The sequence below is a fragment of the Curtobacterium sp. MCPF17_051 genome (genome assembly GCF_003234595.1).
GTDB classification, from domain to species: Bacteria; Actinomycetota; Actinomycetes; order Actinomycetales; family Microbacteriaceae; genus Curtobacterium; species Curtobacterium flaccumfaciens.
The window spans coordinates 1-20,398 of the sequence record NZ_QKSE01000006.1 but is presented as its reverse complement, the minus strand read 5'-3'; the positions used below and the strand labels follow the sequence as shown (position 1 = coordinate 20,398).

Below are 20,398 nucleotides of genomic sequence, written 5' to 3'. Positions count from 1 at the left end.
GCATCCGGTCAGAGCCGGGCGAGCAGCTTCCGCGATCGGTGCAGGCCCTGCGTGCCGGCCGCCTGCTCGGTCGTCGCCAGGACGCCGTACCCGAACGTGTCCTCGCCGTGCTGCGCTGCCACAGCGGCCAGTCGTCGGTACGCATCGGCTGCGTGTGCGGCGTCGAGCGTCTCGCCCAGGGTCTCCTGCACCCGTCGCAGCCGTCCGAGTCGCCGCTTCCCCACGTCGGGCAGGTCACCGGCCGCCTGCAGTGCGTAGCGCAACCGGCGCGCGGCCTTCCGGACCTCGTGCAGGGTGTCGAGGTCATCGCTGGGATCACCCAGCAGCCGACCGACGCGGGCCCGCTCGTGCCGGATGCGCCTGGTGACGAACGCGGCTGCGTCGTCGTCCGCGTGCGGCCCGGCCGGTGCCCGCAGCAGCAGGTCGTCGAGGGCGTCGAGTGTCCGGAACCAGGCGTCGGAGCGCAGCGCTCGCCGGAGTTCGGCCGCAGCGACGCTGCGACGTCCCGCGGTCTCCGAACCGATGCGGTCCAGGGTCGCGGCGTCCACGTACCCGACGGGGGCTCGTGCCGCGGACCGCGACAGGCCGGCGTGCAGCACCTCGGCGTCGCGAGCGGTCCCGGCGATCCGCCCGGTCTGGGCCAGGGCGGCACGGAGCTCCTCCGTCGCCTGACGGTCGAGCGCGCCGCGGAACGCCGCGAGCACACTCCGCAGGCGACGCAGCACCTTCCGCAGGTCGTGCACGGCCTCGGGCTCGTCGGCTCGCACACGGGGGTCCGCCGCGACGAGGTCACGCCGCAGGGCATCGAGCACCCGCAGGACGAACCCGGCGGCGGTGTCCGGCCGGGGGCGCTTCGCTCGGCCGCGTCGTCGCTCCGGGGTGGGCCCCGGGCCTCGGGGGAGCGGAACCGACGCGACGTCCACCGGATCGGTCGCCGCGTCGTGCAGGGCTCGTTCGGCCGCTCGTGCCGTGGCGCCGTCGCGTCCGTCGTCCGTCAGGGCCCACCACCGCGACGACCGCAGCACGGTGGTGTCCGGGTCGCCGTCGTCCACGCGCACGTCGGCGACCTCGGCCCGCACCCGGCCGTCGCCGCCGCGGAGGGTCACGAGCGTCGTGGCGGTGTCACGGACCAGGACCACCCGCAGGGGACGACCACGCAGGAACACCTCGACGGCGTCCCGTGGGGGATCGTCGGACGCGCTCCCGAGCGGTTCCGGGTCGATCCCGTCCCCACCCCGGTCGATCGTCCAGGCGCCGTCCGGCAACCGTGTGAGCACGACACCCTCGGCGGCGAGCACCCGGTCGTCGGAGTCCCACACCGTCTCGCGCACCGTCACCGCATCGTGACGGCGCACGTCGGCGGCGAACGGCTCGAGTGCGGGGAGCCTGCGGTCGTCGAGGATCCGCCAGGTCCGGCGGGGATCGGGGAGCGCACGTGCAGCGTCAGCGGCGGGGGGAGGAGCGGCAGCGGATCGGGGCATGCCGCAAGTGTCGTCCGACGCGCCCGTGTCAGACCGGGGCAGCGGGCTTCCGTGGACGGAGCGCTCGCCAGCGCGTCCTGTGGAGGACTCGGCACCTCGCCAGGCCCCGGCGCGTAGGTTCCGCTGCATGAGCGACGGAGCACCCAGCGCCCCCGGCACCACGGCCCCCGACACCAGCACGCCGAGCGACCGCGACCTCGAGTCCTGGATCGCCGACCGCCGCTGGTACGCCTCGAAGGGGTCCGTGCCACGCCTCCGGACGATCTCCACCGACGACGGGACCCGGCTGGTGCTCGACGAGGCCCCCGCGGTCCCCGTCCTCTACCAGTCGCCGATCACCAGCGGCCCCGACGGCGCGATCGTCGACGCCACCACCGACCTCGCATGGGTCTCGGCGCTCGCCGCACGCATCGACGCGGCACCGGACAGCCTCAGCCCGATCGGCCGGGTCACCGCGGCCCGGGTCCTGACGGGTGAGCAGTCCAACACCTCGGTCATCTGCGACACCGAGTCGGGCGACCGCGTCATCATCAAGGTCTTCCGCGTGCTGCACCACGGCGACAACCCGGACGTGACCACGCAGCTCGCCCTCACGGCGGCGGGCAGCACGCGCGTGCCGCGGGTCTACGGTGCCCTCCGCGCCGACTGGCCCGACGTCGGACGCCCGGACGGCACGGCGACGGGTCACCTCGCCTTCGCCCAGGAGTTCCTGCCCGGGCTCGACGACGCCTGGCGCGTCGCCCTGCAGGAGGCGCAGGCCGGCACCCCGTTCGGTGACCGCGCGGAGCAGCTCGGCACCGCGCTCGCCGACGTGCACCGCACCCTGGCGGGAGCGCTGCCGACGGAACCGGCGGACGCGTCCCGACGGGACGTCGCCGTCGCGACGATGCACGCCCGACTCGACACCGCCGCCCGCGAGGCCCCGGCCGTCGCCGAGCACGCCGACGCCATCCGCGCCGTCTACGCCCGTGCCGCTGACGCCGCGTGGCCGGACCTGCAGCGCGTCCACGGTGACCTGCACCTCGGACAGGTCCTGTCGGCACCGGAACCCCGCGGGTGGGTCTTCCTCGACTTCGAGGGCGAACCGCTCCGCCCCCTCGACGAACGCTCGCTGCCGGACGTCACCCTTCGCGACGTCGCGGGCATGCTGCGCTCGTTCGACTACGTCGCGGGTGCGCTGGCGCACGATGCCGAGCCGGTCGACGCCGCCTCCTGGGCAGCCGAGGCGCGCGCACGCTTCCTCGAGGGCTACCAGCAGGGAACCGGCGCGGACCTCGCCGCCCACAGCGCACTGCTCGACGCCTTCGAGCTCGACAAGGCGGTCTACGAGGTCGTCTACGAGACCCGCAACCGACCCGACTGGGTCGGGATCCCGCTCGCGGCCGTCGCGCGCCTGGTCGGTGACAGCGGGTCCTGAGCGCGACCCACGAACGGACGGGAGGCCCGTGGCGACACCGCCACGGGCCTCCCGTCCGGCATCGGGTGACGTCGTCTAGTTGACGGGACCCGTGTACTTCTCGCCCGGTCCGGCACCGATCGCGTCCGGTATCGCCGACGCCTCGCGGAAGGCGAGCTGCAGTGACCGCAGTCCGTCGCGGAGCGGGCGGGCGTGGTGGTCGCCGATCTCGGTCGCGGCGGCGGTGACCAGGCCGGCCAGCGCGGTGATGAGCTTCCGCGCCTCGTCCAGGTCGGTCTGTTCCTGCGGGTCGTCGGCCAGGCCAACCTTCACGGCCGCGGCACTGAGCAGGTGCACCGCAACGGTGTTGATGAGTTCGACCGCCGGCACCTCCGCGATGTCCCTGGCGGCGTCGATGCCGGTGTCGTCGATCGGGGTGTCGCTCACGGTGCTCCTCTGCTAGGCTTGCTCGCGGCAGATGCTGTCCGTGTGCCGTCAGTTCCCTCGACATCAGTTCTCCTGACGTCAAGATCCTCGACAACACCCGGACGGTGTCACGAAAGAGGAGTCTCTCCCACCCGCGGCCGCGTTCCACCAGGCTACCGGGTCACCACCGCTCCGCGAGTGCACGTGCTGTGCTCGTCGGTCGGATCCCACGGATCCGATGCAGGGCGGCTGCCGAACGGGTCGACATCCCGTGCGTCAGATCTCCTCTCTCGTGCTGTCGTCCAGGGCAAACGCCCCGGACGGCCACCACCTGATTGAAGGAGCTCCGCATCACCGATCCCCGTACCAACGACCGAATCCGCGTTCCCGAAGTCCGACTCGTCGGTCCGCAGGGTGAGCAGGTCGGCGTTGTCCCGATCGCCATGGCACTGCGTCTCGCGCAGGAAGCCGAACTGGATCTGGTCGAGGTCGCGCCGAACTCGAAGCCGCCCGTGGCCAAGATCATGGACTACGGCAAGTTCAAGTACGAGGCCGCTCAGAAGGCCAAGGAAGCTCGTCGCAACCAGGTGAACACGGACCTGAAAGAGGTCCGTTTCCGCCTGAAGATCGACGTGCACGACTACGAGACGAAGCGCAAGCGCGCCGAGGGGTTCCTCCTCGGCGGCGACAAGGTGAAGGCGATGATCCTCTTCCGTGGCCGCGAGCAGTCGCGTCCGGAGCAGGGTGTCCGTCTCCTCCAGAAGTTCGCGGAAGAGATCGCCGAGTTCGGCGTCGTCGAGTCGCGTCCGACCCAGGACGGCCGCAACATGACGATGATCATCGCCCCGCTCAAGAACAAGTCCGACGTCAAGGGCGAGCAGAACGCCAAGCGTGCTGCACAGAAGGCCGAGCGTCGTGCCACCGAGCACGCCGCGAAGGGCAAGGACGAGGCCGAGGCCGGTTCCACGTCCGAGGCAGCTGCGGAATCCACGGACGCCGCGGCCGAATAGGTCCCCGGACCGACCCCGCAACGACGCGGCCCCCCACCCATCCCACGGAAAGGCACCACCATGCCCAAGCAGAAGACCCACTCCGGGTCGAAGAAGCGCTTCAAGGTCACCGGTACCGGCAAGATCATGAAGCAGCAGGCCGGTATGCGTCACAACCTCGAGGTCAAGAGCTCCAAGCGCAAGGCCCGCCTGAACGAGGACCAGGTCCTCTCCAAGGGTGACGCGAAGAACGTCAAGAAGCTCCTCGGCCACTGAGCCCCGCAGATCGTAAAGGAATAGTGCAATGGCACGAGTAAAGAGAGCGGTCAACGCCGCCAAGAAGCGCCGCGTCATCCTCGAACGCGCCGAGGGCTACCGCGGCCAGCGTTCGCGCCTGTACCGCAAGGCCAAGGAGCAGGTCACCCACTCCCTCGTCTACGCGTACCGCGACCGTCACGCGAAGAAGGGCGAGTTCCGTCGCCTCTGGATCCAGCGCATCAACGCTGCGTCCCGTGCGAACGGCCTGACCTACAACCGCCTCATCCAGGGCCTCAACCTGGCCGGCGTCGAGGTCGACCGTCGCATCCTCGCCGACCTCGCGGTGAACAACCCCGAGACCTTCACCGCGCTCGTCGAGACCGCGAAGAAGGCCCTCCCGGCCGACACCTCGGCTCCGAAGGCTGCGTAGTCAGTTCTTCTGCTCGCGAAACCCCCGCCGCACGGCGGGGGTTTCGTCGTTCCTAGACTTGGGTCGTGAGCGATCTCCTCGAGAACCCCCGTGCCGGACGCGTGAAGGCCGTTGCGGCCCTGGCCAAGAAGGACGTCCGGGCCGAGACCGGCCTGTTCCTGCTGGAAGGGCCCCAAGCGGTCCGTGAAGCGCTGGAGTACGCCCCGGAGCTCCTGCGCGAGCTCTACGTGACCCCGTCCGCCGCTGCCCGCCACGGGCTCGACGACGCGCCGGTGGACACCTGGTTCGTGACCGAGCAGGTGCTCGACGCGATGGCCGACACGGTCACCCCGCAGGGCGTGGTGGCGGTGTGCCAGCAGTTCCCGACGTCGGTGAAGGACGTCTTCCCGGACCGTGCTGCGGCCGCCGCCGACCCGGAGGCCCGTGGTGCGTCCGACGACCAGGCCGCGCTGCCCGGACTGGTCGCCATCCTCGAAGAGGTGCGGGACCCGGGGAACGCCGGCACGATCATCCGGGCCGCCGACGCGGCCGGCGCCGACGCGGTGGTGCTGACCGGACGCTCGGTCGACCCGTACAACCCGAAGGTCGTCCGGTCGACGACCGGGTCGCTGTTCCACGTGCCGGTGTCCGTCGGCGTGACCCTGGCGGACACGATCGAGCGTGCGAAGGCCCTCGGGTACACGGTGCTCGCGGCGGACGTCTCCGGCGACGACCTGCCGGTGGTCCGCGCCGAGGGGATGCTCGACGGTCCGACCGCGTGGGTCTTCGGCAACGAGGCCCGCGGACTCACCGCCGATGACCTGGCCCTCGTCGACCGGGCCGTCAAGGTGCCGATCTACGGGCAGGCGGAGTCGATGAACCTCGCCACGGCCGCGTCGGTGTGCCTGTACGAGTCGGCCTTCGCGCTCCGGAGCTGACGCTCCTCCCTCCACAGGCCGGTAGCCGGCGTCGGCCATCCACCGTCCGCTCGGTGCAGGCGGGTGGTATCCCGACGGCCGGTAGGCTTGGGTCTCGTGTCAGAACCTCTCGAGATCAGCGAATCGGCCGTCGCCGACGCGGTGGACGCGGCCCTCGCTGCCGTCCGTGCCACGACGACGGTCGCCGAACTGAAGCAGGCCAGGGCCGAGCACATCGGTGAGCAGTCACCGTTGGCGCGGATGAACGCATCGATGCGCAGTGTGCCGCCGGAGCAGAAGGCCGCGGCGGGCAAGCTCGTCGGGCAGGCCCGCGGGCGGGTGAACGCGGCGATCGCCGAGCAGGAATCCGTCCTCGCGGTGGCCGAGGAGCGCGCACGGCTCGAAGCCGAGCGCGTCGACGTCACCGCGTTGCCGGTCCACCGAGCCACCGGCTCCCGCCACCCGCTCTCGCTGCTGAACGAAGCCGTCGCCGACATCTTCGTCGGCATGGGGTGGGAGGTGGCAGAAGGCCCCGAGCTCGAGCACGAGTGGTTCAACTTCGACGCGCTGAACTTCGACCAGGACCACCCGGCCCGGGCCATGGCGGACACGATCTTCGTCGAGCCGGTCGACCGGCACCTGGTCATGCGCACCCACACCTCGCCGGTGCAGGTGCGGTCGCTGCTGTCGCGTGACCTCCCGCTGTACGTCATCGCGCCGGGTCGCGTCTACCGGGCCGACGAGCTCGACGCCACGCACCTGCCGGTCTTCACCCAGGTCGAGGGCATCGCGATCGACAAGGGCCTGACGATGGCGCACCTGCGCGGCACGCTCGAGCACTTCGCCCGGCAGATGTTCGGCGCCGAGGCGCAGATCCGGCTCCGCCCGAACTACTTCCCGTTCACCGAGCCCAGCGCCGAGATGGACGTCTGGCAGCCGAACGCCAAGGGTGGCGCGCGGTGGGTCGAGTGGGGTGGCTGCGGCATGGTGAACCCCAACGTCCTGCGTGCCGCCGGCATCGACCCGGACGAGTACCAGGGCTTCGCGTTCGGCATGGGCATCGAGCGGACACTGCAGTTCCGCAACGGCCTGAACGACATGCGTGACTTCCTCGAGGGCGACATCCGCTTCTCGCAGCAGTTCGGAACGGTGGTCTGATGCGCGTCCCACTCCGTTGGCTCGGTGAGTCCGTCGACCTCCCCGAGGACGTCACCCTCGAGCACGTCCACGCGGCGCTCGTGTCGGTCGGCTTCGAGGAAGAGGACGTCCACACCTTCGACCTGACCGGACCCATCGTGGTCGGTCGGGTCCTCGAGCGCGTCCCCGAGCCGCAGAAGAACGGCAAGACCATCAACTGGTGCCAGGTGGACGTCGGCGAGGCCGAGCCCCGAGGCATCGTCTGCGGCGCCCACAACTTCGACGTCGGCGACCTCGTCGTGGTCACGCTGCCCGGCGCAGTCCTGCCCGGGCCGTTCCCGATCGCCGCCCGCAAGACCTACGGGCACGTGTCCGACGGCATGATCGCCTCGGCCCGCGAGCTCGGGCTGGGCGACGAGCACGACGGCATCCTGCGCTTCGCCGACCTCGGCATGGATCCCACCGTCGGCGCCGACGCCATCGCGCTCCTCGGCCTCGACGACGCCGCGGTCGAGATCAACGTCACGCCGGACCGCGGCTACGTGCTCAGCATGCGCGGGGTCGCCCGTGAGTACGCGCACGCCACCGGAGCCAGCTTCCACGACCCCGTCGACCGCGTCGCACCGCGTTCGGCCGAGGGTTTCCGGGTCACGATCGACGACCAGGGCCCGATCCGGGGTCGTGTCGGAGCGTCGACGTTCGTCACCCGTGTCGTCCGCGGGATCGACCTCGCCGCGAAGACACCGTCCTGGATGGTGTCGCGCCTCTCCCTGGCTGGCGTGCGCTCCATCTCACTCCCCGTCGACATCACGAACTACGTCATGTTCGAGCTCGGTCAGCCGCTGCACGGCTACGACCTGCAGACCATCGCGGGCGGCCTCGGCGTACGCCGCGCGACCGCCGGCGAGACGCTCGAGACCCTCGACGGCACCGTCCGGAAGCTCGACCCCGAAGACCTCGTCATCACCGACGATGACGGTCCCGTCGGCCTCGCCGGCGTCATGGGCGGAGCCCGCACCGAGATCTCGGCGAGCACGACCGACGTCCTGATCGAGGCCGCCGGGTTCGACCAGGTCTCCATCGCCCGCACCGCTCGTCGCCACAAGCTCCCCAGCGAGGCATCCCGGCGTTTCGAGCGTGGGGTCGACCCGCAGGTGGCCGAGGCTGCGGCGAACCGTGCCGTCGAGCTCCTCGTCGAGCTCGCCGGCGGCACCGCGGACGCCCTCGGGTCGACGCTCGTCGACAGCGAGCCGCGGGCGACCGTGACGATGCGGCTCTCGCGTCCGGCCGAGCTCGTCGGTGTCGAGTACACCGACGCCGAGGTCATCGACACGCTCCGTGCGGTCGGCGCCACGGTCGAGGCCGACGGCGAGCAGCTCGCGGTCACCCCGCCCACCTGGCGTCCCGACCTGACCGACGACACCACCCTCGTCGAAGAGGTCGCGCGCATCGTCGGCTACGACCGGATCCCGAGCGTGCTGCCGGTCGCTCCGCCCGGTCGGGGCCTGACCCGGCACCAGCAGGCTCGTCGCCGGGTCGCCTCGGCGCTGGCCGCGGCGGGCCTGACCGAGGTCGTCACGGCACCGTTCGTGTCGGCGGCCACGCAGGACGCCTACCCGGGGATCGACCCGCAGGGCGGACCGAGCGTCGTGCTCGCCAACGCCCTGGACAGCGAGCAGAACCTCCTGCGCCGCAGTGGCGTGCCGGCCCTGGTCGACGCCGCCCGTCGCAACGTGTCGCGTGGGCTCGTCGACGTCGCGCTCTACGAGACGTCCCGGGTGTTCCTGCCGGTGACGGGCGTGACGCTCGGCACCGACGAGGTCCCGGCGGGCGCCGCCCGGCCCGGCCGTGCAACGCTCGAGGCGTTGGACGCCTCGCTGCCCGCCCAGCCCTTCCACGTCGCCGCACTGCTCACCGGCCACCGGGTCGTCAAGCAGCCCGGCGCCACGGCAGAACCGTTCGGCATCGCCGACGCGATCGACGCGGCCCGCCAGGTCGCCTGGGCCGTCGGTGTCGAACTCACCGTCGCGCAGACGACCCACCCGTCACTGCACCCGGGCCGTGCCGCGTCGCTGCTCGTCGACGGCACGGTCGTGGGCGTCGCCGGAGAGCTCCTGCCCGAACTGGCCGAGGCCGCCGTCCTGCCCCGCGTGGTGGCGGTCGTCGAGCTCGACCTCGACGCGCTGGTCGCCGCGGCCCCGGAACTCGTCGCGGTCGCGCCGATCGTCTCGTACCCGGCAGCCACGCAGGACCTCTCGCTCGTCGTCGACGTCGGCGTGCCGGCCGGTGACGTGCTGGATGCGGTGCGCTCTGGCGCCGGGGACCTGTTGGAGTATGCTCGGCTCGTGGATGACTACCGGGGCTCCGGCGTGGACGAGGGACAGAAGTCCCTGACGTTCGCCCTGCGCTTCCGTGCCACGGACCGCACGCTGACCGCTGCCGAGGCCACCGAGGCCCGTGACGGCGCTGTCCGACGTGCCGGCGAGCGATTCGGGGCGACCCTGCGCGACTGACCCACACGGGATCAGCACCGCCCGGGGTCGCCGCCTCCGACTCTCTCGACGACCAGTCCGACCAAAGGTGGAATCCCATGTCCGTATCCGTCGCCGTGGCGGGAGCCTCCGGCTACGCGGGTGGTGAGCTCCTGCGCGTGCTCTCCGCCCACCCCGAGTTCGAGGTCAGGACGGTGACGGCGTTCTCGAACGCCGGACAGCCCCTGATCGCGACCCAGCCGCACCTCCGTTCGCTGTCGCACCTGACCCTGGCGGAGACGACGGCCGAGACGCTGCGCGGGCACGACGTGGTGTTCCTGGCGCTGCCGCACGGGCAGTCGGGTGCGATCACCGCGGAACTCGGCGACGACGCGCTCGTCATCGACTGCGGCGCGGACCACCGTCTGACGGACCCGGCGGCGTGGGAGCGGTTCTACGGCGGTGACTACTTCGGCGCGTGGACCTACGGTCTGCCCGAGCTCCTGCTCGCGGCACCCGCCCCGGGTTCGGCCGATGAATGGCGCGAGGTCGACGACATCGCGTCGCAGGGCAAGCAGCGTTCCGCCCTGGTCGGCACGAAGCGCATCGCGGTACCCGGCTGCAACGTCACCGCGGTGACGCTCGGCATCCAGCCGGGCATCCAGGCCGGCCTCGTCGAGTCCGACGACCTCGTCGCGGTGCTCAGCGTCGGCCCGAGCGGTGCAGGCAAGAAGCTCAGCACCACCTACCTGGCCTCCGAGATCATGGGGTCCGCCAGCGCGTACGCCGTCGGCGGTTCGCACCGGCACGTCCCCGAGATCCAGCAGAACCTGCAGGTCGCGGGAGCCTCCGACGTGACGATCTCGTTCACGCCGGTCCTGGTCCCGATGTCGCGGGGGATCCTGGCGACCACCACCGCGAAGCTCTCGCCAGGCGTCAGCGCACGCGACGTCCGGCTCGCCTGGGAACAGGCGTACGCCGACGAGCCCTTCGTCCACCTGCTGCCCGAGGGCGAGTTCCCCCGGGTCGCGGACACGATCGGTGCGAACACCGCGCTCGTCGGCATCGCCGTCGACGAGGCCGCCGGCCGCGTCGTCGCGGTGACCGCGCTCGACAACCTCGCCAAGGGCACGGCGGGCGCCGCCGTCCAGTCGGCGAACATCGCCCTCGGTCTCCCCGAGACCACGGGCCTCAGCGTGGACGGAGTCGCACCGTGACCGACGCAGGCACGACCACCCAGACCGAGCCGGGCCTCCAGGGCGTCACCGCGGCAGCGGGCTTCCGCGCCGCCGGTGTCACCGCCGGCCTGAAGACGAGCGGCAAGCCGGACGTGGCCCTCGTCGTCAACGACGGCCCCGACGCGGCCGTGGCCGCCGTCTTCACCAGCAACCGAGCCCAGGCCCACCCCGTCATCTGGTCCCGCCAGGTCGTCGGTGACGGCGTCGCCCGTGCCGTCGTCCTGAACTCCGGCGGCGCGAACTGCTTCACCGGCCCGTTCGGCTTCCAGACGACGCACCTGACGGCCGAAGCCGTGGGCGACGCCCTCGGGATCGGAGCCGGCGACGTCGTCGTCTGCTCCACCGGGCTCATCGGTGTGGGCGACCAGAGCTTCCGCGACAACGTGCTCCGTGGCGTCGACCTGGCGAGTGCGGCACTCAGCGACGACGGCGGTCCCGATGCGGCGACCGCGATCATGACGACGGACACGAAGGCCAAGCAGTCCGTCGTGACCGAGGACGGTTGGACCGTCGGCGGCATGGCCAAGGGCGCTGGGATGCTCGCCCCGGGTCTCGCGACGATGCTCGTCGTCATCACGACCGACGCCGTGCAGACGCCGGACCAGCTCGACCAGGCGCTCCGCGCCGCCACCCGCATCACGTTCGACCGGGTCGACTCCGACGGGTGCATGTCCACGAACGACACCGTCGTCCTGCTGTCGTCGGGTGCGAGCGGCGTGACGCCCGAGGTCGGTGACTTCCAGGAGGCCCTGACCGCGGTCTGTGCCGACCTGGCCCGCCAGCTGCAGCAGGACGCCGAGGGCGCGAGCCACGACATCGCGATCGAGGTCGTGCACGCCGCGACCGAGGAGGACGCCGTGACCGTCGGTCGGAGCGTCGCCAGGAACAACCTGTTCAAGGCGGCCGTCTTCGGCAACGACCCGAACTGGGGACGGGTGCTCGCAGCGATCGGCACCACCGACGCCGAGTTCGACCCGTACGCGGTGGACGTCAGCATGAACGGCGTCCGGGTCTGCCATGCGGGCGCACCCGACGAGCCGAGCGACTCCGTCGACCTGACCCCGCGTGACACCCACGTGCGCATCGACCTCGGTGTCGGCGCGCACTCGGCCACGATCCTGACCAACGACCTCACGCACGACTACGTGCACGAGAACAGCGCGTACTCCAGCTGATGGCGGCCGACACGAACGGGGCCGGCACGCCCCTCACGAAGGAAGAAGAACACGAGTTCGCCGCGGTGAAGGCCGCGACGCTCATCGAGTCGCTGCCCTGGCTCAAGCGCTTCTCGGGCAAGGTCGTCGTGGTCAAGTTCGGCGGCAACGCCATGGTGAACGAGGACCTGAAGCGCGCCTTCGCCGAGGACATGGTCTACCTGCGCTACGCCGGCCTGCACCCGGTCGTCGTGCACGGCGGGGGTCCGCAGATCTCCGCCGCCCTCAAGGAACAGGGCATCGAGTCCGAGTTCCGCGGCGGCTACCGCGTCACGACGACCGAGGCGATCACGGTCGTCCGCGACGTCCTGGCCGGCGAGGTCAACCGCGAGATCGTCGACCTGGTGAACGAACACGGCGAGGGCCTGGCCGTCGGCGTGTTCGGCGACGGCGGCTCGTTGTTCACCGGCGAGAAGAAGGGCGTCGTCGTCGACGGGCAGGAGTACGACCTCGGCCACGTCGGGGACATCACCCACGTCGACCCGTCCGGCGTGCTCGCCGCGATCGAGGCCGGCCGGATCCCGGTCGTCTCGAGCATCGCGATCGACGACGCGCACCCCGACCAGGCACTCAACGTGAACGCGGACGCTGCGGCGGGTGCCCTGGCGATCGCGCTCCGGGCCTCGAAGCTCATGATGCTCACCGACGTCCCCGGGCTGTACCGCAACTGGCCCGACCGTGACTCGATCGTCGACCTCATCGCGGTCGACGAGCTCCGCGAGCTCCTGCCGAGCCTCGAGTCGGGGATGATCCCCAAGATGACCGCGTGCCTCGACGCCGTGGTCGGCGGGGTCGGCGGTGCGACGATCATCGACGGCCGGATCCCGCACTCGATCCTGCTCGAGGTCTTCACCCTGCGGGGTGCGGGCACCGAGGTGATCCCGGACCCGAGCCGACGAACCGAGAACCAGATGACCCACGCCGAGATCGGCCGTCGCGTGGCGTCGCCGTCGATCGACAGCAGTACCGGCCAGCACGTGGCGGGTACGGACGAGAAGGGACACCAGCAGTGAGCACCGAGACGCAGACCGAGACCTGGAACGACCGGTTCGGGGCGTCGCTCATGCGATCCCTGACCCCGCCGAAGATCATGCTCGAGCGTGGCCAGGGATGCCGCGTCTGGGACGTCGAGGGCAACGAGTACCTCGACTTCCTCGCCGGCATCGCGGTGAACTCGCTCGGCCACGCGCACCCCGCCCTCGTCGAGGCCATCGCCGACCAGGCCGCGAAGCTCGTGCACGTGTCGAACTACTTCGCCACCCCGCCGCAGCTCGAACTCGCCGAGCGCCTCAAGCGCATCACCGGCGCGGGCGACGCGGGCCGCGTGTACTTCGGCAACTCCGGCGCCGAAGCGAACGAGGCCGCGTTCAAGCTGGCCCGCCTCAACAAGGGTGCAGACGGCACCAAGACCCGGATCCTCGCGCTCAAGCAGGGCTTCCACGGCCGCACCATGGGCGCGCTCGCGCTCACCGGCAAACCCGCGCTGCAGCAGGACTTCCTGCCGATGATCCCGGGTGTCGAGCACATCGACACCTCGATCGAGGCGCTCGAAGCGTCGATCGACGACTCCGTCGCCGCCCTGATCCTCGAACCCATCAAGGGCGAGGCCGGCGTGGTCGACCTGCCAGAGGGCTTCCTGCTGGCGGCACGCCGACTGACCGCGGAGCACGGCGCACTGCTGATCCTCGACGAGATCCAGACGGGTGTCGGCCGGACGGGCAACTGGTTCGCGTTCCAGGGCCACGGTGTGACGCCGGACGCCATCACCGTCGCCAAGGGCATCGCCGGTGGTTTCCCCATCGGCGCCCTCGTCACGTTCGGCTGGGCGTCCGACCTGTTCTCGGCCGGGCAGCACGGTTCGACCTTCGGCGGCAACCCGCTCGGCACCCGCGTCGCCAACGCGGTGCTCGAGGAGATCGAGCGCGCCGACCTCGTCGCCGGCGCAGTGGTCAAGGGCGAGCGGATCCGTGACGGCATCCGCGCCATCGGTTCCCCGCTGGTGGAAGAGGTCCGTGGCACCGGCCTGCTCATCGGCGTCGGTCTGACCGGTCCGATCGGTCCGGCCGTCAACGCAGCCGCCCTCGAGCGTGGCCTCATCATCAACGCCCCCAACGAGTCGAGCCTGCGCATCGCGCCGCCGCTCATCGTGTCCGACGCCGAGATCGACGAGTTCCTGTCGATCCTCGCCCAGAGCCTCGCGGCCGTCGCCGCAGCGCAGGAGCCCACCGCATGACCCGCCACTTCCTCCGCGACGACGACCTGAGCCAGGTCGAGCAGTCCGCGATCCTCGACATCGCCGACCGCATGAAGGCCGACCGCTGGGCGGAGAAGCCGCTGGCCGGTCCGCAGAGCGTCGCGGTGATCTTCGACAAGTCGTCGACCCGTACCCGGGTGTCCTTCCACGTCGGCATCTCCGACCTCGGCGGTAGCCCGCTGATCATCTCGACGGCCAACAGCCAGCTCGGCGGCAAGGAGACCCCGTCGGACACCGCCCGTGTGCTCGAGCGCATGGTGTCGGCGATCGTGTGGCGCACCTACGGTCAGGCCGGGCTCGAGGAGATGGCCGCCGGCACGACGGTCCCCGTCGTCAACGCGCTGTCCGACGACTTCCACCCCTGCCAGCTCCTCGCCGACCTGCTCACCATCCGTGAGCACCGCGGTGCCCTCGCCGGGCAGACCGTGGCGTTCATCGGCGACGGCGCGAGCAACATGGCGCAGTCGTACCTGCTCGCGGGGGCGACGGCGGGCATGCACGTCCGCGTCGCCGCCCCTGCCGAGTTCTCCCCTTCGGCGCAGGTCGTCACCGACGCCGAGGAACGCGCCGCCGTGACGGGCGGATCCGTCCTCGTGGTGACCGACCCGGTGGCCGCGGTCGCGGGTGCCGACGTGGTCGTCACCGACACCTGGGTGTCGATGGGCAAGGAGTCCGAGAAGCAGTCGCGTCTCGACACCTTCGCGGGGTACCGCGTCGACGACGCGCTCATGGCGCACGCCGCCGACGACGCCGTCTTCATGCACTGCCTGCCGGCCGACCGTGGGTTCGAAGTGACCGCTGACGTCATCGACGGCCCGCGCAGCATCATCTGGGACGAGGCGGAGAACCGTCTGCACGCCCAGAAGGCGCTGCTGGCCTGGCTGCTCGCCAACGACTAGCCGACGGACCAAACACCAGTGGCTGACCGCGTCGTCCTCGCGTACTCCGGCGGTCTCGACACCTCCGTCGGGATCGGCTGGCTGCGCGACGCCACCGGCAAGGACGTCGTCGCACTCGTGGTCGACGTCGGCCAGGGCGGAGAGGACCTCGAGGCGGTCCGGCAGCGTGCGCTCGACTGCGGCGCCGTCGAGTCACTCGTCGTCGACGCCAAGGACGAGTTCGCCGACGAGTACATCGTGCCGGCGCTCCGGGCCAACGCGCTCTACCAGAAGCGGTACCCGCTCGTCTCGGCACTGAGCCGCCCGCTCATCGCGAAGCACCTCGCGCTGACGGCGAAGCAACTCGGTGCCGACAGTGTTGCGCACGGCTCCACCGGCAAGGGCAACGACCAGGTCCGCTTCGAGGCAGCAGTCGCGGCGATCGCACCGGACCTGCGGACCGTCGCCCCGGTGCGGGACCTCGCGCTGACCCGCGACCGCGCCATCGCGTACGCGCAGGAGCACCGGCTGCCGATCCAGCAATCGGAACGGGAGCCGTGGTCGGTCGACCAGAACGTCTGGGGCCGAGCCGTCGAGACCGGGCTCCTCGAGGACCCGTGGAACGCCCCCGCCGCCGACCTCTACGCGGCCACGCAGGACCCGGCGCTCCCGCAGCAGGCCGACGAGGTCACGATCACCTTCGACCGCGGTGTCCCGGTCGCCCTCGACGGGCAGCGGTTCAGCGTGCTGCGCATGGTGCAGGAGCTCAACGCCGTCGCCGGCAAGCACGGGGTCGGGCGCATCGACGTCGTCGAGGACCGGGTCGTCGGCATCAAGTCGCGCGAGGTCTACGAGGCGCCGGCAGCGATCGCGCTCATCGCCGCGCACGAGGAGCTCGAGAGCCTCACCCTCGAGCGCGACGTCGCCCGGTTCAAACGTGGCGTCGAGTCCGAGTGGGCCGACCTGGTCTACGACGGACTGTGGTTCGGCGGACTCAAGCGCAGCCTCGACGCCTTCGTCGAGCACACCCAGCAGCACGTCTCCGGCGACGTCCGGTTGCGGCTGCAGGGCGGGCGTGCCACCGTGACGGGCCGCCGGTCGGAGCAGAGCCTCTACGACTTCGACCTGGCGACGTCGGACACCGGTGACGCGTTCGACCAGTCCGTGTCCAGGGGGTTCATCGAGCTCTGGTCACTGCCCAGCAAGATCTCCGCCCGCCGCGACGCGGCGAACTGACCGACAGCCGCAGCGCACCGACCAACGGCCCGCGGCCCCAGCCCCCGGCCCGCCCAGTACCGACGAAACGACGCAGGACGACATGACCGACGAGAAGACCGACGCCACCAACACCGGCGCCCTCTGGGGCGGCCGCTTCGCCGACGGCCCGAGTGCGGCCCTCGCCGCGCTCTCGAAGTCGACGCACTTCGACTGGCAGCTCGCGCCCTACGACATCGCGGGGTCACGTGCTCATGCCCGAGCGCTGCACACCGCGGGCTACCTGACCGCCGACGAGCTCGAACGCATGCTCGCCGGCCTCGACCGGCTCGAAGCGGCGCACGCCGACGGCGCACTGCAGCCCGACGACTCCGACGAGGACGTGCACGGCGCTCTCGAACGCCTGCTCATCGCCGACCTCGGTCCCGAGCTCGGCGGCAAGCTCCGCGCGGGTCGCAGCCGCAACGACCAGATCGCCACCCTCGGTCGCATGCACATGCTCGACCACGGGCGGCGCATCGGCCGGCTCGTGATCGACCTCGTCGACGCGATCACCCAGCAGGCCACCGAGCACCCGGCCGCGATCATGCCGGGGCGCACGCACCTGCAGCACGCACAGCCCGTGCTCCTGGCCCACCACCTGCTCGCGCACGCCTGGCCGCTCGTCCGCGACCTCGAGCGCCTCCGCGACTGGGCCGGCCGCGCGAGCGTCAGCCCGTACGGTGCCGGTGCGCTGGCGGGCAGTTCCCTCGGCCTCGACCCCGCCGCGATCGCCGCGGAGCTCGGCTTCGACCGTCCGGCGGACAACTCGATCGACGCCACGGCAGCTCGTGACGTCGTCGCCGAGTTCGCGTTCGTCCTCGCGCAGATCGGCATCGACGTCTCGCGCCTGTCCGAGGAGATCATCCTCTGGAACACGAAGGAGTTCGGCTTCGTCCGGCTCCACGACGCGTTCTCGACCGGCTCGAGCATCATGCCGCAGAAGAAGAACCCGGACATCGCCGAGCTCGCACGAGGCAAGTCGGGGCGCCTGATCGGCAACCTGACCGGGCTCCTCGCGACCCTCAAGGGACTGCCGCTGGCGTACAACCGCGACCTGCAGGAGGACAAGGAGCCGGTCTTCGACTCCGTCGCCACGCTCGAGGTCCTGTTGCCCGCGTTCACCGGCATGATCGCGACCCTGACCTTCGACACCGACCGGATGGCCGAGCTCGCGCCGCAGGGCTTCTCGCTCGCGACGGACGTCGCCGAGTGGCTGGTTCGTCAGGGCGTCCCGTTCCGGGATGCGCACGAGGTCTCCGGCGCGCTCGTCCGGTACTGCGAGGAGCGCGGCATCGAACTCGACGAGCCGACCGACGACGAGTACCGGTCGGTGTCCGAGCACCTCACGCCCGACGTCCGTTCCGTCCTGACCATCGAGGGCAGCGTCGCATCGCGGTCCGGAGTCGGTGGCACCGCACCCGACCGGGTCGCCGAGCAGCTCGCGTCCGTCACCCGCCGCGTCCGCGACCTGGCCGAGGGCGCGCCCTTCTCGCGATGAGCCGTGGGATCGCCGCGCTGCTCGCCGAGCCCGCCCCGATCATCGCGCCGGCCCTGCTCGGTGCGACGATCGCAGGGCGTGGCGTGGCGCTCCGCATCACCGAGGTCGAGGCCTACTCCGGCCCCACCGACCCCGGATCCCACGGTCACCGGGGGATGACGGAGCGCAACCGCCACCTCTTCGGTCCGCCCGGCACGCTGTACGCCTACCGCTCGTACGGCATCCACACCTGCGTCAACGTGGTGAGCGGGCCGACCGGCACCTCGTCGGGCTCCCTGCTGCGCGGTGCGCAGGTCGTCGAGGGCCTGGACGTCGCGCGAGCGCGTCGCGGTTCGAAGGTCGCGGACGTCGCGTTGGCACGCGGGCCCGGCAACCTCGGTGGTGCGCTCGGAGCGGTCCTCGGGCAGGACGACGGCACGTCACTCCTCGACGGGTCCGGTCCGTTCGTGCTCACCCTGGCCGCCGGCCTGGAGGCCCGGCTCGCCTCCGCCGGACCGGCCCACGTGATCGACGAGCTCCTGTCCGAGACCCTGGCCGGTCCGCCCGCGGGCGCTGCGGTCCCACGGATCTCCCGAGGCCCGCGCACCGGCGTCGGCGGCATCGCCGGCGGGGTGCGGTACCCCTGGCGCTTCTGGCTGACGGGCGACCCCACGGTCTCGACGTACCGACGGCACAAGGGCGCGCTGGACTCGTGAACCCGGCCACGGGCCTCCCGGCTGCCGCGCCTGCCGGACGTCCGTCGCCGCTACGATGGCGGGGTGTCCAGTGATACCGCTCAAGACGTCCTGACGCGCCAGCAGAACGACCCGGCCTTCGACTCGGTGTGGGACGAACTGCAGTGGCGCGGTCTGGTGCAGGTCTCGACCGACGAGACCGCGCTGAAAGAGGCCCTCGACGGTGAGCCGATCACGTACTACTGCGGCTTCGACCCGACGGCGCCGTCGCTGCACTGCGGCAACCTCCTGCAGCTCCTGACCATGCGGCGGCTGCAGCTCGCCGGGCACAAGCCGCTCGCGTTGGTGGGTGGGTCGACCGGTCTGATCGGCGATCCCCGTCCCACGGCCGAGCGAACACTGAACACGCCGGAGACCGTGGCGGAGTGGGTGTCCCGGCTGCAGGCACAGGTGTCCCGGTTCCTCAGTCCGGACGGCGACAACGGCGTCCGCCTGGTGAACAACCTCGACTGGACCGCCCCGTTGTCCGCGATCGACTTCCTGCGAGACGTCGGCAAGTACTTCCGGGTCAACTCGATGCTCAAGAAGGACGCTGTGGCCGCGCGGCTGAACTCCGATGCGGGGATCAGCTACACCGAGTTCAGCTACCAGATCCTGCAGGGGCTCGACTACCGCGAACTCTGGCGGCAGTACGGGTGCACGCTGCAGACCGGCGGCTCGGACCAGTGGGGCAACCTGACCTCCGGTACGGAGCTCATCCGTCGTGCCGAAGGTGCCACGGTGCACGCCCTCGGGACCCCGCTCATCACGAACTCCGACGGCACGAAGTTCGGCAAGAGCGAGGGCAACGCGATCTGGCTCGATGCCGAGATGACCTCGCCCTACGCGCTGTACCAGTTCTGGCTCAACACGGCGGACGCCGACGTGATCGCCCGACTGCGGGAGTTCACGTTCCTGACGCGGGCCGAGATCGAGCGGCTCGCGCAGGCCGTCGCCGACGAACCCTTCCGGCGAGAGGCCCAGCGGACCCTGGCGTTCGAGGTCACCTCGCTCGTGCACGGGGTGGCGGCGACACGGGCAGCGATCGACGCCGCAGCGGCGCTGTTCGGCAACGGTGACCTCGGTGCCCTGGACGCGGAGACCCTGCGATCGGCGATCGCCGAGCTGCCCGGATCCGTGACACTCGAGCGCGGAGCGGACGTCGCGCGTGCACTGGTGGAGACCGAGCTCGTGAAGTCCCTCGGTGAAGCCCGCCGCGCGATCGACCAGGGCGGTGTCTACGTGAACAACGTCCGGGCCGAAGACCCGGCCGCCCCGCTGTCCGACCTCGCCCTGCCCGGGGGAGTGCTCGTGCTGCGTCGTGGCAAGAAGACCCTCGCCGGCGTGACGCTCGCCTGACCCCGTTGCCTGACCCCCTGCGATGCCCGGTTCCCCTGTGGAACCGGGCATCGCTGCGTCCGGGCGACGTGTGTTGTACAAAGCGACACGCCCGGGATGGGAGCTGGCTTGGCGCACTCGCTCAGGGCTGCGTATAGTTCTTACTCGTCACCCCAAAGGTGCGGCGGAGCGGCTGGAGCGAAAGCCCAGAGCACGTCGGCCCTCAAGCGGGACCATCCTCCACTGAAGTTCAGATCGGGCCTTGCGCCGGATCGCTTCGACGCCTAGGATGACAAGCCCACCGGTTCTCTCCCCTCGGGATGAGCCACTGGACCTCCGGGTCCGACGAACAACCGGTGGCAAGCCAAGAACACAAGCCTTGTGGCTGAAGCTCGAACTCGAGCCGAGGAGCAAGTGCGTCTGGTCCTTGAGAACTCAACAGCGTGCACATTGTCAATGCCAATTTATTGATTGACCTCGTGCCTGGTCGGTTTGCCGATCGGGTCATGAAGCAATTCCTTTTG

The 20,398-nt window shown here is 71.0% G+C and carries 18 protein-coding genes; 16 read left to right on the top strand and 2 right to left on the bottom strand.

Features of this window, described 5'->3' with window-relative positions; translation table 11 throughout:
* Positions 1–8 precede the first annotated feature (8 nt).
* The gene (locus tag DEJ35_RS05835) at positions 9–1,481 is read right to left on the bottom strand and encodes a CHAD domain-containing protein (RefSeq protein WP_181435528.1); all 1,473 of its coding nucleotides are present in this window, start codon (positions 1,479–1,481) and stop codon (positions 9–11) included.
* A 127-nt stretch (positions 1,482–1,608) separates the two neighbouring features.
* Between DEJ35_RS05835 and DEJ35_RS05830 the strand changes: the two genes are divergently transcribed.
* Positions 1,609–2,898, top strand: coding sequence for a phosphotransferase (locus tag DEJ35_RS05830; RefSeq protein WP_111192261.1), 1,290 nt, complete (start codon positions 1,609–1,611; stop codon positions 2,896–2,898).
* 75 nt (positions 2,899–2,973) lie between these two features.
* On the opposite strand, the gene DEJ35_RS05825 is transcribed toward DEJ35_RS05830, so the two are convergent.
* Entirely contained in the window at positions 2,974–3,324 is a 351-nt protein-coding gene (locus tag DEJ35_RS05825; protein ID WP_110862360.1) for a DUF1844 domain-containing protein, read from the bottom strand.
* A 314-nt stretch (positions 3,325–3,638) separates the two neighbouring features.
* Between DEJ35_RS05825 and infC the strand changes: the two genes are divergently transcribed.
* The 15 genes from infC (at position 3,639) to tyrS (ending at position 19,895) form a co-directional block, all read left to right on the top strand.
* Complete coding sequence (gene infC / locus DEJ35_RS05820) at positions 3,639–4,313, top strand: translation initiation factor IF-3 (protein WP_081827403.1); 675 nt, start codon at positions 3,639–3,641, stop codon at positions 4,311–4,313.
* A 60-nt stretch (positions 4,314–4,373) separates the two neighbouring features.
* Complete coding sequence (gene rpmI / locus DEJ35_RS05815) at positions 4,374–4,568, top strand: 50S ribosomal protein L35 (RefSeq protein ID WP_017887976.1); 195 nt, start codon at positions 4,374–4,376, stop codon at positions 4,566–4,568.
* A 28-nt stretch (positions 4,569–4,596) separates the two neighbouring features.
* Positions 4,597–4,980, top strand: a complete 384-nt coding sequence (rplT, locus tag DEJ35_RS05810) for a 50S ribosomal protein L20 (protein WP_017887975.1) — start codon at positions 4,597–4,599, stop codon at positions 4,978–4,980.
* Positions 4,981–5,045: 65 nt separating this feature from the next.
* On the top strand, positions 5,046–5,897 hold the full coding sequence (locus tag DEJ35_RS05805; protein ID WP_111192260.1) for an RNA methyltransferase: 852 nt from the start codon (positions 5,046–5,048) through the stop codon (positions 5,895–5,897).
* Between the two features lie 96 nt (positions 5,898–5,993).
* Entirely contained in the window at positions 5,994–7,034 is a 1,041-nt protein-coding gene (gene pheS, locus DEJ35_RS05800) for a phenylalanine--tRNA ligase subunit alpha (protein WP_111091314.1), read from the top strand.
* Positions 7,034–9,526, top strand: coding sequence for a phenylalanine--tRNA ligase subunit beta (pheT, locus tag DEJ35_RS05795; protein ID WP_111192259.1), 2,493 nt, complete (start codon positions 7,034–7,036; stop codon positions 9,524–9,526). Before pheS ends, pheT begins: the two co-directional genes overlap by 1 nt.
* A gap of 77 nt (positions 9,527–9,603) precedes the next feature.
* Positions 9,604–10,701 carry an N-acetyl-gamma-glutamyl-phosphate reductase gene (locus DEJ35_RS05790; RefSeq protein WP_110862356.1) on the top strand — a complete coding sequence of 366 codons (1,098 nt, stop codon included), beginning with the start codon at positions 9,604–9,606 and terminating at the stop codon, positions 10,699–10,701.
* Positions 10,698–11,897: a bifunctional glutamate N-acetyltransferase/amino-acid acetyltransferase ArgJ gene (argJ, locus tag DEJ35_RS05785; RefSeq protein WP_111192258.1), complete on the top strand. Its 1,200-nt coding sequence runs from the start codon at positions 10,698–10,700 to the stop codon at positions 11,895–11,897. The genes DEJ35_RS05790 and argJ overlap by 4 nt, the downstream gene beginning before the upstream one ends.
* The gene (gene argB / locus DEJ35_RS05780) at positions 11,897–12,949 is read left to right on the top strand and encodes an acetylglutamate kinase (protein WP_071405141.1); all 1,053 of its coding nucleotides are present in this window, start codon (positions 11,897–11,899) and stop codon (positions 12,947–12,949) included. Before argJ ends, argB begins: the two co-directional genes overlap by 1 nt.
* Entirely contained in the window at positions 12,946–14,169 is a 1,224-nt protein-coding gene (locus tag DEJ35_RS05775; RefSeq protein ID WP_027466545.1) for an acetylornithine transaminase, read from the top strand. The genes argB and DEJ35_RS05775 overlap by 4 nt, the downstream gene beginning before the upstream one ends.
* Positions 14,166–15,089 carry an ornithine carbamoyltransferase gene (gene argF, locus DEJ35_RS05770; protein WP_110862354.1) on the top strand — a complete coding sequence of 308 codons (924 nt, stop codon included), beginning with the start codon at positions 14,166–14,168 and terminating at the stop codon, positions 15,087–15,089. The genes DEJ35_RS05775 and argF overlap by 4 nt, the downstream gene beginning before the upstream one ends.
* An 18-nt stretch (positions 15,090–15,107) precedes the next feature.
* Positions 15,108–16,304, top strand: a complete 1,197-nt coding sequence (locus tag DEJ35_RS05765; RefSeq protein WP_111192257.1) for an argininosuccinate synthase — start codon at positions 15,108–15,110, stop codon at positions 16,302–16,304.
* Between the two features lie 82 nt (positions 16,305–16,386).
* Complete coding sequence (gene argH, locus DEJ35_RS05760) at positions 16,387–17,823, top strand: argininosuccinate lyase (RefSeq protein WP_110862352.1); 1,437 nt, start codon at positions 16,387–16,389, stop codon at positions 17,821–17,823.
* Positions 17,820–18,518: a DNA-3-methyladenine glycosylase gene (locus DEJ35_RS05755; RefSeq protein WP_111192256.1), complete on the top strand. Its 699-nt coding sequence runs from the start codon at positions 17,820–17,822 to the stop codon at positions 18,516–18,518. Before argH ends, DEJ35_RS05755 begins: the two co-directional genes overlap by 4 nt.
* A gap of 63 nt (positions 18,519–18,581) precedes the next feature.
* Positions 18,582–19,895 carry a tyrosine--tRNA ligase gene (gene tyrS, locus DEJ35_RS05750; RefSeq protein WP_258369964.1) on the top strand — a complete coding sequence of 438 codons (1,314 nt, stop codon included), beginning with the start codon at positions 18,582–18,584 and terminating at the stop codon, positions 19,893–19,895.
* The last annotated feature ends 503 nt before the right edge of the window (positions 19,896–20,398 follow it).

Bases quoted from the DNA above. Each gene is read 5' to 3' on its own strand.
- DEJ35_RS05835 (WP_181435528.1), bottom strand. From the start codon at position 1,481: ATGCCCCGATCCGCTGCCGCTCCTCCCCCCGCCGCTGACGCTGCACGT.
- argB (WP_071405141.1), top strand. From the start codon at position 11,897: ATGGCGGCCGACACGAACGGGGCCGGCACGCCCCTCACGAAGGAAGAA.
- DEJ35_RS05830 (WP_111192261.1), top strand. From the start codon at position 1,609: ATGAGCGACGGAGCACCCAGCGCCCCCGGCACCACGGCCCCCGACACC.
- argF (WP_110862354.1), top strand. From the start codon at position 14,166: ATGACCCGCCACTTCCTCCGCGACGACGACCTGAGCCAGGTCGAGCAG.
- DEJ35_RS05790 (WP_110862356.1), top strand. From the start codon at position 9,604: ATGTCCGTATCCGTCGCCGTGGCGGGAGCCTCCGGCTACGCGGGTGGT.
- pheT (WP_111192259.1), top strand. From the start codon at position 7,034: ATGCGCGTCCCACTCCGTTGGCTCGGTGAGTCCGTCGACCTCCCCGAG.
- rplT (WP_017887975.1), top strand. From the start codon at position 4,597: ATGGCACGAGTAAAGAGAGCGGTCAACGCCGCCAAGAAGCGCCGCGTC.
- rpmI (WP_017887976.1), top strand. From the start codon at position 4,374: ATGCCCAAGCAGAAGACCCACTCCGGGTCGAAGAAGCGCTTCAAGGTC.
- argH (WP_110862352.1), top strand. From the start codon at position 16,387: ATGACCGACGAGAAGACCGACGCCACCAACACCGGCGCCCTCTGGGGC.
- DEJ35_RS05755 (WP_111192256.1), top strand. From the start codon at position 17,820: ATGAGCCGTGGGATCGCCGCGCTGCTCGCCGAGCCCGCCCCGATCATC.